The sequence below is a fragment of the Fodinibius sp. SL11 genome, from assembly GCF_052060035.1.
In the GTDB taxonomy this organism is placed as follows: domain Bacteria; phylum Bacteroidota; class Rhodothermia; order Balneolales; family Balneolaceae; genus Fodinibius.
Genome location: NZ_JBPOEA010000004.1, coordinates 132,811 through 145,508 on the forward strand (window position 1 = coordinate 132,811; position 12,698 = coordinate 145,508).

Below are 12,698 nucleotides of genomic sequence, written 5' to 3' on the forward strand. Positions count from 1 at the left end.
GATTACATTTTTCATTATGCTTGATTTGTAGCATGGGCATATATACCTATAACTTTTTGGATCTTGTGAAGCACAATATCATTGGGATCATTGCTTAAATCACCCTTTTTAATGGCTTCATATTGACTTGGCAGATATTGACTTAAAAGTGGTAAGGGAATATTCTGGTCTTCTAAGTTTTTGAATAATTTTTCCAAAGCTTTTTTAACTGACGTATTTGGCCAGTAATACCTTGACCGGTCACTGTAACTGTATTTTCTAAGATATTTCAACTTATCGTTATCTCCTTCGTAATGATCTTCCCAAGATTCTGGATTTTCAACCATGACACGCTCCAACACACTTCTAATATTAGAAAGCTCTACCGATTCATTTTGTGATAATAATTCTCTTTCAATATGTGCTAAAGCAAATATTGCTTCTCGGAAAGAAAATGTGAGCCAAGGCCCTACCTTCAAAATTCTAAAACCATCCTGTACCAGTCCTTTCAGACTACTATAAGTTTGATAATCGGTAGAATGGGCTTCGAACATCATTCCATCATGACTTTTTATAAAACTTGAAAGATCGGAAGCCTCTTTTGGATCGTATGGTACAATATCATTATTCCCAAACTCAACACCGGGTTGTACGACCTGGGCAATAACCCGATTCCAAGCATCATCAAGCCCCTTATCCAAGAAAGCCTTTTTTGTTATATCAATAGTTTTTTTTGCAGATTCAACACTGGTAACCTCGATATCATGAATCGATCCTTCTGCCCCTCCCGGTATTGGGACTTCAGTACCTATTATATAAACAGGTTTAATGGAGTCTTGGTTGGTTTCTTGAAATGTCTCTTCAGCAACTTTGCACAATTCAGCAGACCTTTTTGCTACAATTTCATCATCCATGGGGACTCCTGGCTTCACATCATCATTGGCACAGGGAATACTTGTATCTAGATGAATTTTTGTAAAACCTGCCTTAACATAAGCCCTAACTAACTCTCGTGATTTCTCCATCGCTTCTTCCGCGGGATCTGATTTCCACGGGTTAGGCCCTAAATGATCTCCGCCCAAAATTAATTTATCTATTGGGAAGTTTACCTCCCTCACCAATTTAGTTATGTAATCGACAAACTCTTGTGGCGTGCGGCCTGTGTAACCACCATATTGATTTACCTGATTGGCAGTTGGTTCTACCAATAGAAAGCTACCATCTTTTTTAGCCTTTACTATCGATGCTTTAAGCACATATTCATTAGAAGAACAAACTGAGTAAATTCCATTCGCTTTAATTCCATCTCGTTTATTAGCTAGATTAAGTAAATAGTTATTCATTAATAATCGTATTTATACTTTAATTTTTATTCTAGCAATTTTTCCAAATTGCAGAAAAATACCTATTTCATCTTATTTTCAATGCTATTGAATCTTTACCTTGTTCTTCATTTGAAGAGGTATAACTAGCTGTTAATAAGAATAAGCCAGTATCAATGTTTTTCGGAGCTTCAATAATTTTTAAAACCCCTTCAAGACCTGTATACACCCAACAATACTCACATTTACCTTGTCTGATGATGTACTCAACCATCTTTATGGCTTCTCCTTCAGAAAACTCTGGATTGGCAGGCATCGCCATATTACCCCACTGCCCTTCAGAACCTTTAAGAATACTTTGCACTTGGTCCTGCTTACTCCTTTTTCCTTTGTTAAATGCAATAGCGATTTCTGAAAAAGAAGGGCCTGTAATACTATTTTTATCTGCATGGCAGTTAAAACAACCTCCTTTTCCCATTAAGGTTAAACCCGAGTGATCTGTCAACCTTTTCTGCTCTTCTGTGTGACCAAAAAATGCCGAGTCAACAGCATTGGGGAAAAATCTGATACTCAAAAATACCTGCTGGGAATTAATTTCACCATACTTTGAATTACCGTCGATAGGATCACGAACTTCTATTTCATAACGGATTTGAGAATTCCAGGACCCACGTTTATCATCATCTGCAAGCAATAACTTGACAGTGGGTTTTATTTGATAACCTAAACTTCTCCTTTTATCTGAAACCGATTCTGCTTGGGATAATATCATAAACCCTAAAGTTGAAGCAACCATTATGATTAAAGTTTTCATATAATCACTAGGCTTGATTAATTTCCTTTGCTACCCTGTTAGCCGAATTTGTTGCAGCTTCCATTCCCCAGCTTCTATTATCCGCATAGCCCCCTGCGAAATGAATTCTCCCATATGGTTCAATAAGGTGGGGCCAAAATTTCGATAAATCGCCTATAGAAAAACCGCCCCTTTCACATCCAGGAGTAAACTGATCTACTGACCAATCTTTCACCAATAATTGTTCTATGTTGATATTCGACTTATCGCCTGGATAATACTCTTTGAATACTTCAAGTGCGCGGAGAGGATTTGTACCAGCAGAAACTTTAGCCATCAATACAGCCCTAGGAGTATCTACTTCTTCGGCTACCTGCCAAATCGTACGTAAGTGAGGATGATTAAAAGTCAGATTAATACTAATATCATCTTTCTTCCAAAATTCAGTACGCGCTTGGAATACAATCCTTGATTTCTGTTCATATGAAATCTCGTTGATAATAAATTTCTTTTTAGAAGGAAGTTCCGGTTTTATAAGAATATTTCGTAAGGCAGATACAGGCAGACAGTTGGCCAAATAGTCGGCTGACATATTTTTCTCTTGTCCTAGTTCTCTATACAGAACTGTTACTCCTGTCTCCCCATGTTCTATTTCTAATATTTTACTACCAAGTTTTACCCGAGTATCTAACCGTTTTGCAAATTCTTCTGGTAAAACATCATTACCCCCTTTAATTCGATAAAGATCATATTCCCCCCAATACCCTCTCTTTTTTTTGATGTAGGATTGCCACAATTTATAGAGTGCCGAGGTATTGTTACCTCCCAATACCTGAAGAGCGGCCTTGGAAGCTCCTTCATTCTTATAAATTTTTGAAATTGGGACTTCATCCAGATGGTCATAGCCAATCCCAAATGGTTGATATTCATTGATAAAATTATCCAGATAGGGTTCCAAATAGAGTTTTTCTAAATTTGTTGACAGGTTTTCAAAAGAATAGGAGGATAGGAAACGGGATTCTTTTTCAGTGAATCCACCTAATTTATTCAGTTGCTTTTTGCGTTTCTTTTGGAGATCTGCCTGTGTTAACCACTCATCCCCCTCACGCGTCATCCTATTTTTGCGATGCAAATATGGAAGTACCGGTATATCAAACTCTTCAATATATTTCCAGTAATTCTCGTATCCGGGTTTTGTGAAGTTTTCAGCTCCATAATCAGCATATAACCCATTTGCCAACCCATCATGAACCGTTAGCACTGTCCCCCCATATCGACCAGCAGCTTCCAGCACAACGACTTCATGTCCCAATCTCATTAGCTCATAAGCACAACACAAACCAGCAATACCCGCACCAGCTACAATAACTTTCTTTCTTGCCCGAGGATTTGAAGAAGAATCATTTTTTCTTTTCATCAAACTAAAAGGCATTGTCGATAAACCAATACCAGCTAGCGAACTCTTTTTTATGAAACTTCTTCTATCCATAGCCACAAAATATCAGCTCCAATTTATTCCTGTGGCTTTGCGACAACCAGTAAGTGATCAGAAAAGCTCGTTTCTAGGTTTGCATCTGAACCTTTAATAACACCCAGCTGTTCACCTGTTTCGTAATTGACAAGCTCATACTCTTGATTAGCATTTAAACCCCGAAGTTCTACCTGGCCTTCAAAAGAATCTGCATAGAATGCATAGAAAAGATTTCCATTTTTCTCAATGGCATGGGTTTCTGGCCGATCAAAACCTATATCATATAGCTCGCCTCTATACTCACCTTTGGGGAGCATATATTCTTTGTAGATATCCATCCACTTGCTAACAAGGGCTTCTTTCTCGTTTGTTAACAGAAATTCATTACCAGGAGCTGACGACTCTGGCCACGTAAATTTAGACCCAATGACTCCTCCAATTCCCACAGTAGAAGCAAAATCATTCTGATTATCACTTAATTCAACATGATCGCCATAATATGCAGCATTTTCTCCCATTAGTGCCTTGTATGTCTTTCCTTTATGTCGAATCTGCCATGAATTAAGTGGATCGGAAGAAACAGGCTGATTCATATGAGGCATGATAAATGAAGATCCAGAGGCCCCACAGGGACAAATCTCTACTACAGCATCGGATTTTATAGTTATCGCTGTATTATAAATCTCATTATATAGGTCAGGTAACTCTTCAACGGATTTTTCGGGATATTCTTGGCTTTTATCATTTCCATAATCGGGAGGGACTTGGTTTAGATGCTGGCCATCGATTTTCAGCCCGTCATACCCCCAATCACCCATAAATTTTTTTACAAGTTGATTATGATATTCTTTTGTCGTTTTCAGAGCTGGATTCAAATAATGACTATCCCACCAAGTTATTTTTTGATATTCTCCTTGTTTATTGATCAAGAGCATTTCGCTTTCATTCTCATGAACTCTTGAGCCCGGATCCGCCGCTAAGGGTGCCCACCATAATTTTGCTTTCAAATCATGTTCATGTACTTGATCCACAAATTGCTTCATTGTGGTTTTACTAAATTTGGCATTTGTCTGCCAATCACCTTCTGCAATTTGCCAACCGTCATCTAACACCGCCCATTCAAAACCGAGCTCTTTCACCTTCGGAAGAGTATTTAATACCTTCTCAAGGGTAAAATCTCGACCATATCCCCAAGCACACCATATTGGTTCATAGGCGGTTTCGGGTGGATCAGTAAATTCGATCCCTTTAAGATCAAGGATTTTCCTGTATTTCCTCAGTGACGAATAATAATCGCCTGTATGAGTAGAAAGAAAAGTCTCAAAAGTAGATACGCTATCTCCAGGCTGAATAGAATGAGGATATTTTAACGTCGAAACACTATCAGTATCAAAGGTAACTGATAATTCCACACCATCATTTTCTGAAGTTGAGTTTACGGGTAAAGAAATAAGCTGAGGCTCAGTTTCTATATGCCCTACCGCCAACCCACCGTCGGGTCTCCACACATCTGCCACTGGAGTTCCTCCACCATAATCAGAGGCATTCATCCCCTGATAATTTTGTTGCTCAAAATCTTGTCCAATTGGTAATATCCAGTCTTGGCGAGAAGGATAAGAAGCACTCTGGAATGACCAAAAACTGTTCTCACCCAAAGAATCATCCAAAGCACTTAAGACATAATGATTATTTTTCCATCGATCTAAATCCAGAACCTGCTCCCCATTGTTTACATATTCAACACGGGTGGTTATCAAGTTTGGTATACTTTCGTATGCTGTTGCTATAACATTTTTCTGAATATTAAATTGGGGATTGGAAGCATTTCCTGTAATAGTGATTCGACGACCATTGCCCAACTCATTGTTAATAGATTCAAAATGAAAATTCTCAAGCTTAAAGTTACTCAAGACTTCCCCATTAATGGTTACTGATTCTGAAGGCTGGAATTCATTTAAAAGCAATTCCCTTTTAGAATCTGCAAACTCTACTTTTGTATGCAACAATTCATTAAAAGTTAGTGTAACACTACCACTTGTTATCTGCGGTTCTTGGTTATTTGTACAACCAAAAGCAAATAATACCAAGATGGTTGCACCTAAAAGACGGATATTTGTTCTGATTGTTGTCATCTTATTTATTTTACTTATTTAAAATTTTTCTTGCGTTACTCTGATAAACTTTCTTTAGCACTTCGTCACTTAGGTTAAATCCATTTAAACTCCAGTGATATCCAAACTGATCTTGCCGATAAAAATGCTCATCCATCGTTTGTAACACTCTAAATGTTACATTATACATGTCACTGTCAGTGCCCATATCCGTTCCATAGACGATCTTATTCTGGTATTTAGTGATAAACCTTTTTACATGTCGGGGAATTTGAGACAACTCAGCGTAGCGAGCTGATACATCAGCATATAAGTTGGGATACTTCTCAAGCATATTCCCAATGATACTCAAATCATATGAACTGTTTCCAAGATGTGCGGCAATAAAAGTAGTCTCGGGATGCTTTTTAACAGCATTCTCTAATGTGGTTAACATTTCTCCATGCCCAAGAATCCCTTCCTGATTATCGAGTCTCCAATTAACTGCATTCATTAGTCCATCATTGGTAGAATCCATATCCATATAAAACCAGTAGGGTTCAGCTACATGAATATTTACAGGCATATTCAGTTCTCCAGCTCTTTTAAGTACTGGATCTAATCTTTCATCATCAATATGTAAACCTATAGCTTCAACAGGATGAGAATATGATAATCCTTTACCTTTATCTCCTAACTCACCAATTCCAGTTGCTCCCATCTTGTGTAACCTCTCAAGCTCCTTGATAGCTTTTTTAGCAAAGCCCGGTTCTTCATATCCTGAATAATCAATCCCACACCATACCTCAAAATAATCGCTGTATTCAGAATAAACAGTATACAGAGAATCGTACTTTTCGCCCGTTGCTTTGGTAAGCAACACTGTTTTTTCTATACCATTCTTTTTCATTGTCTTAATCCACTCCTCAATATCCTCTTCTGATTGAGGATATGCATGAGAATGCATATCAACAGCCTTAAAACTCGCTTTATCAGCCTTATAATTATGTACCTTATAAAGTGATTCTGGTCGATAATTTTTCAGTAGTAAATCCTCGGCCGGTGCACTTGAAGAATTATCCTGAGCAAATAAAGGACTGGAGATCATTAAACCCAATAGAAACAATGTTATTAACCTAATCATAAAGCAATCTCATTTCTTTTTAGTCCAAAAACATCTTTGGCAATTTTAATTATATGTTCTTTATCTGAAAAAGCTTCAGTTCCACCTGAACTCGTTGTTGAAATAGCACCTGTTAGGTTGCCAAATCTTGCACATTCCTCAATAGAATCACCGACAATAAACCTACTTATAAAACCGGCATTAAAACTGTCTCCAGCTCCAATCGCGTCTGCAACATTATTATTGTGGAAGGCTTCTACTGTTTTTAATTTTTCATTTTTAGAAAAAGCAGATCCTTTTGAACCGAGCTTTGCAACAATGATATTACCAAGCTTACTCAATTCCTTTATGGCAACTTCCCAGTCATCTTTACCGGTTAAATACTTTAATTCAGATTCGTTGGGTAAAAATACATCCACGTAGGGTAAAATTTCCTTTAAATTCATTTCCCATTCCTCATTAGGATCCCATTGTGGGTCAAAAGAAGTTGTTAATCCAATATTTTTGGCTCTCTGCATTAAGACATGTAAATCTTTTGCGATACGTGGTTGTAAAAAGAATGATGAAAAGTGAAGATGATTAGCCTTTTCTAAATGCTCATCAGCAATATCCTCAATGCCCAGATTAGTCATAGCCCCTTGATGGGTAATCATAGCCCGCTCTTCACCATAGTTCAGGGCTACAGTAACACCTGTTGCTAAATTTGAATCTGTTATTATAAGACCTGTGTCAACACCATTTTCATTCAGAGAAGAAAGAACTTTCTTACCAAAACTATCTTTTCCAATTTTACCAATAAAACTAACTGAAGGTCCTAAGCTCGATAGGTTACTTGCAAATATCGCGGATGAGCTGCCTAGTGTATTCGTAAGACTACCGGCTAATTTCTCCTTTCCAATTTCAGGAAAACCTTCTATTTCGTTAAAAATTAAATCAACATTCAATTCGCCTACTGTAATAACATCAAACTTATTCATAAACCTCTTATGATTTAAATAAAAACCTGTCCGGATTTATTGAACAAACATACCGGACAGGTCCAACCTCACTTTTAGTATCCCGGATTTTGTTCTAAGTCGGGATTTACATCTATTTCTGATTGTGGAATTGGGAAAACGAGATGATGTTCTTGAATATCTCCTCGACCATGCTCTGTCATTACGTCTATAGCTCTATCGGTCCTAACAAGATCCCACCATCTATGTCCTTCGAGTGCAAGTTCCACACGTCGTTCTTGGTAAACAGCCTGCCGGAATTCTGACTGAGTCATACCTGTAGGTAATGGATCAAGCCCAACTCGTTCCCTAACTTGATCAACATATGGTTTTGCCTCTGAGGTTTGTCCCATCTCATTGAGAGCCTCAGCATAATTCAGCAATACTTCGGAATAACGCATGACACGATAGTTTACTGGTGAATCGGCACCAGACCCTATAAAACCATCCCGTTTAACAAGATATTTTCTGGCATTATAACCTGTAGAAGACCAATTGGGATCATATTGTTTACCACCTTGAATAGTCGATCCTTGCATTAACACCGTTGCTTCTAAACGCGGGTCATTAGATTCAAAAGCGTCAACTAAATCTTGGTTAGGCATATCAAATCCCCAACCTTCTAAACCAGCAACACCAGAGTTTCTGGGTGCAGTACTAATATGCTGTATAGAACCATCACTTCCATTACCCCAAGCTCCATTTGGACCGCCCTTGGTGAATTGTACCTCGAAAACAGATTCTTCACTGTTTTCATATTCTTCCTCAAAATTATCAGCATAGTTGGGGAGTAGGTCATATACACCGGAGTCAATCACTTTTTTGGAAAATTCAGCAGCTTTTTCCCAGTTTTTCTGCCACATATAAACTTTAGCTAACATACCATTAGCAGCTCCCTTTGTGATACGACCTTTATCAGAGCTGCCATAACTCTCTGGAAGAACGTCAGCCGCATCACTCATATCGCTAATAATCTGGTTATATACTTCGCTTTTATCTGTCCTGCTTACCCTCAATTCTCCAAGCTTTTGAGGCTCAGTAATCAATGGTACATCACCAAACAATCTTACCAACCAGAAGTAATAATAACCTCTCAAAAACTTTGCTTCTCCAAGCAATCGCTGTTTTAGATTATCATCCATTTCTATATCAGGCAACTCGCGCATAACAATATTAGTGCGATAGACTCCCGTATAACTATCAGCCCAACTATCCGCTAATAGCGAATTACTTGACTTGATTTCAAATAAATCAAACTCCCACCAAGCCGGTCCATCGGATCTACCTCCATCTCCCTTATGAGCATCATCAGAAGTTATATCACCAATTGACCAATAACTATTAGAGAATAGGCCACCGTATTGAAGAGGATCATACGCAGCATTTACAGCAGCAACGGCATCTTCCTCTGTTTGATAAAAGTTTGCCGAGGTAACTTGATTTGGATCATTTTTTGTCAAAATCTCATCACTACATCCTGTGAAAACCAGGAGAAAAATTATTAATAAACCTTTTAAAGATTTCATAACTATCAATTTTTTGTATTTGAAAAATTAGGAAGAAATTTAGAATCCAACACTTAAACCAAAGTTAATTGAACGTGGTACAGGATAACTTCCCATATCTATACCATAATTAAGGTTATTGTTATCTACCTTCCCTAATTCAGGATCAAAACCGCTGTAACTTGTAAAAGTCAATAAATTTCGAGCCCTTGCATATACTCTTACTTTGCGGGCTCCTAACTTATTTAATAGACTAGCGGGAAGGTTATATCCTATTTGAATATTTTTCAATCTCAAATATGACCCATCTTCAACATATCGATCTGAAATTCGAGCATTGTCGTTGGGGTCACTCCAGATTAGTCGTGGCATATCATTACTAGTTCCTGGCCCTGTCCACCGATCCAACACGGTTGCCATTTTGTTTCCGATATGAGAACCATTTTCTAAGCGATAACCCATCGTATTCATTAATTCATTCCCATAAACTCCACTAATCAATAGACTTAAATCGAAGTTTTTATAGGAGGCGCTTGCATTAAAAGCAACTTCGAAATCAGGTATTGGACTACCTAAATAAGTACGGTCATCGTCATTAATAACCCCATCCTCATTAACATCGACAAATCGAATATCACCAGGTGCAGCACCTGACTGAGTCGCATGATTATCAACATCATCCTGAGTTTGGAATAACCCATTCGTCTTATATCCATAAAACTCTCCGATGGATCTGCCTTCTTGAGTTCTGGTTAAACGCACAGATTCCCGATAAAGGATTGGAGATCCAATAGGTAACCCTCCTCCAAGGTCCAACACTGTATTTTTAACAGTAGAAAAATTACCGCCAAAGCTGTAGGAAAATTCACCCGCAGAGTTTTGATATTTCAGAGCGAGCTCAAGGCCTTTATTTTCAACTTCTCCCGCATTTTGGTATGGAGCTTCAGGTATACCAGCACTTGTTGGAATAGGTATTGGCACGAGCATATCTGATGTTGTCTTAACATAGTAATCTGCTGTAAAATTGACCTTGTCGTCAAAAACGGCCAAATCTACACCGATATTTGTCTGAGTCGTAGTTTCCCATTTCACATCCTCATTTGGAACTCCCACTGGTGCAACGCCAGGAACCACTTCCTGTGCATCACCCAAAACATAATATTGCGAGAGATTCAATCTCGTTGCATAATTATAATTACCTATTTGTGAGTTACCGGATTTCCCCCAACTAAAACGCAATTTTAAGTTAGACAGAAAATCAACATCAGATAAGAATTCTTCTTCAGTAAGTCTCCAACCCAATGAAAAAGAAGGGAAAGTACCGTACCGATTGCCCTCACCAAATTTTGAGGATCCATCAACTCTTAAATTACCAGTGAAAAGATATTTATTCTGATATGAATAGTTTACACGACCAAAATATCCTATTAATGCCTCCTCTTCAACGAATTCAGATAGAGTTGTAATATTATCTGCTGCACTTAAGACAGTTACATTCTCATTAATAAACCCTTGGGCTGAAGCATCTATCGATTCATACCGAGACTCACTAACCGAAAAACCACCAAGTAGCTCAACATCATGATCCTGCATGAATGTTTCTTCATAATTAACAGTGGTCTGGCTAGTCCAGCTGAAACTATTACTGTTACTTCTAATCAACTCCGCTATTGAGTTTGAAGTTATACCCCATCTGTATGTTGGGTCAAATTCAAAATAATTACCGTTTGAATAGTCTACCCCAAATTCAGATTTAATCCTAAGATTTGATGTAGGATTTATTTCAAGGTATGACCGATTTACAACATTAGAAATTTCATTATCTACCTCATTTATAGTTGCCAAACCTACTGGGTTAGGACCTTGACTACTACCCTCAAAATCTCCCTGAGGACCTGCAAATTCTCCATCGCGGCGAACTGGAACTGTTGGTGACATTTCTAAAGCTCCAACTATTCGATTATCAGTAGCAAATGGATAATCTTCAGGTATAGCCGCTTGGTTCGTACGGGAAAGTGATATTCTGTTACCTATCTTAAAAAAATCAGATATTTCATAATCAGCATTTGCTCTAACTGAGGACCTTTCAAATCCACTACCGATTAAAACCCCTTCTTCATTATAATGGCCACCTGATATAAAGTATTGCAACTTTTCATTACCTCCAGAAACAGACAGATTATATTTTTGAACTGCCGCATTTCTTGATAACTCATCTTGCCAATCAGTTCCTTGTCCTAAAGAGGAAGGATTATCCCAATAGGTCTGTAACCCTGATGCAGACCGTGCTTCATTTTGCATACGAGCATATTCTTCCGCATTTAGCATGTCGACCTTATTAGATAACTGCTGAACTCCATAAGTCATATCCAAATCAACTTGCGTCTGTCCACTTGCTCCACTTTTCGTAGATATCAATACCACTCCATTACCCCCATTTGCTCCATAAATTGCTGCTGCAGAGGCATCTTTTAAAACATCTATAGATTCAATATTGCTTGGGTTTATAGAATTTATATCCCCACCAGGAATTCCATCGATTACATATAACGGACTACTATTCCCAATTGTACCAATACCTCTAACATCTACTGATATGCCAGCACCAGGCGTACCACTGTTTTGTGTAACATTAACACCTGAAATTCGACCCTGAATTGCTTGATTAATATTAGTAGTAGTCTGCTGGGCAATTTCTTCCGAAGAAATTGAAGATATTGCAGAAGTGACTTCACCTCTTCGCTGGGTTCCATAACCAACAACTACAAGCTCATTGAGACTACCTACATCTTCCACAAGTTGTACTTCAAGATAGTCTTGGGAACCTACCCTAACCTCCTTTTCTCCGTAACCCACGTAAGAAAATACAAGAATTGACTCCTCACTTGGTACGTCCAATTCAAATTTACCATCGGTTCCAGTAGTAGTTCCTCGCTGTGTCCCTTTCAAAGTAATGTTAACTCCTATAAGGGTTTGGCCAGTTTGGCTATCAGTAACAATACCCTGGACACTTTTTTCATTATCCTGCCCCATTACTGAGTTTGCCAATCCATTAATTAAAAAAAGAAACAACAATGTGCTGACTACTAGCCGTATGCCTATCAAACTTTTACTTGTTTTTTTTATCCGTTTCATTGTATTAGAACTTTTGATAAAGTGATTAATAAATAACGATTTCATTCTAATTATCCCATACAGTTCTTTCGTTTTATTTCTTTTTCTAATTAAACCATTCAATTTTTAAAATCAAAATAAAATAACAAAAGTTTATAAATCCCGCCCAAAAGGATCTAATCCCGCTTTTTAGACATATTTAAATATTAAAAGGGCAATAAAGGTATTTTTTACTTTCTTATGTTTCATTTTTTTTCTTACTTAAAGCAAATAAAAGTACCATAACGAAAGATATTAAAAGAAATA

General features: G+C 37.7%; 8 protein-coding genes. All 8 read right to left on the reverse strand.

What is annotated here, in order from left to right; all coding sequences use genetic code 11:
* Nucleotides 1-14: 14 nt before the first annotated feature.
* The 8 genes from ACQ76V_RS07745 to ACQ76V_RS07780 all read right to left on the reverse strand — a co-directional run bounded on the left by ACQ76V_RS07745 (nucleotide 15) and on the right by ACQ76V_RS07780 (nucleotide 12,458).
* Nucleotides 15-1,322 carry a D-tagatose-bisphosphate aldolase, class II, non-catalytic subunit gene (locus ACQ76V_RS07745; protein WP_440999915.1) on the reverse strand — a complete coding sequence of 436 codons (1,308 nt, stop codon included), beginning with the start codon at nucleotides 1,320-1,322 and terminating at the stop codon, nucleotides 15-17.
* 67 nt (nucleotides 1,323-1,389) lie between these two features.
* Nucleotides 1,390-2,115, reverse strand: coding sequence for a c-type cytochrome (locus tag ACQ76V_RS07750; protein WP_440999916.1), 726 nt, complete (start codon nucleotides 2,113-2,115; stop codon nucleotides 1,390-1,392).
* Between the two features lie 7 nt (nucleotides 2,116-2,122).
* Nucleotides 2,123-3,583, reverse strand: coding sequence for a flavin monoamine oxidase family protein (locus ACQ76V_RS07755; RefSeq protein ID WP_441000001.1), 1,461 nt, complete (start codon nucleotides 3,581-3,583; stop codon nucleotides 2,123-2,125).
* 23 nt (nucleotides 3,584-3,606) lie between these two features.
* Nucleotides 3,607-5,697, reverse strand: coding sequence for a glycoside hydrolase family 36 protein (locus ACQ76V_RS07760; protein ID WP_440999917.1), 2,091 nt, complete (start codon nucleotides 5,695-5,697; stop codon nucleotides 3,607-3,609).
* A gap of 10 nt (nucleotides 5,698-5,707) precedes the next feature.
* Nucleotides 5,708-6,799, reverse strand: coding sequence for an amidohydrolase family protein (locus tag ACQ76V_RS07765; protein WP_440999918.1), 1,092 nt, complete (start codon nucleotides 6,797-6,799; stop codon nucleotides 5,708-5,710).
* A complete protein-coding gene (locus ACQ76V_RS07770) occupies nucleotides 6,796-7,755 on the reverse strand; it encodes a carbohydrate kinase family protein (protein WP_440999919.1) in 960 nt (319 codons plus the stop codon). The genes ACQ76V_RS07765 and ACQ76V_RS07770 overlap by 4 nt, the downstream gene beginning before the upstream one ends.
* Nucleotides 7,756-7,829: 74 nt before the next feature.
* The gene (locus tag ACQ76V_RS07775) at nucleotides 7,830-9,299 is read right to left on the reverse strand and encodes a RagB/SusD family nutrient uptake outer membrane protein (protein WP_440999920.1); all 1,470 of its coding nucleotides are present in this window, start codon (nucleotides 9,297-9,299) and stop codon (nucleotides 7,830-7,832) included.
* Between the two features lie 39 nt (nucleotides 9,300-9,338).
* A complete protein-coding gene (locus ACQ76V_RS07780; RefSeq protein ID WP_440999921.1) occupies nucleotides 9,339-12,458 on the reverse strand; it encodes a SusC/RagA family TonB-linked outer membrane protein in 3,120 nt (1,039 codons plus the stop codon).
* Between the last annotated feature and the right edge of the window lie 240 nt (nucleotides 12,459-12,698).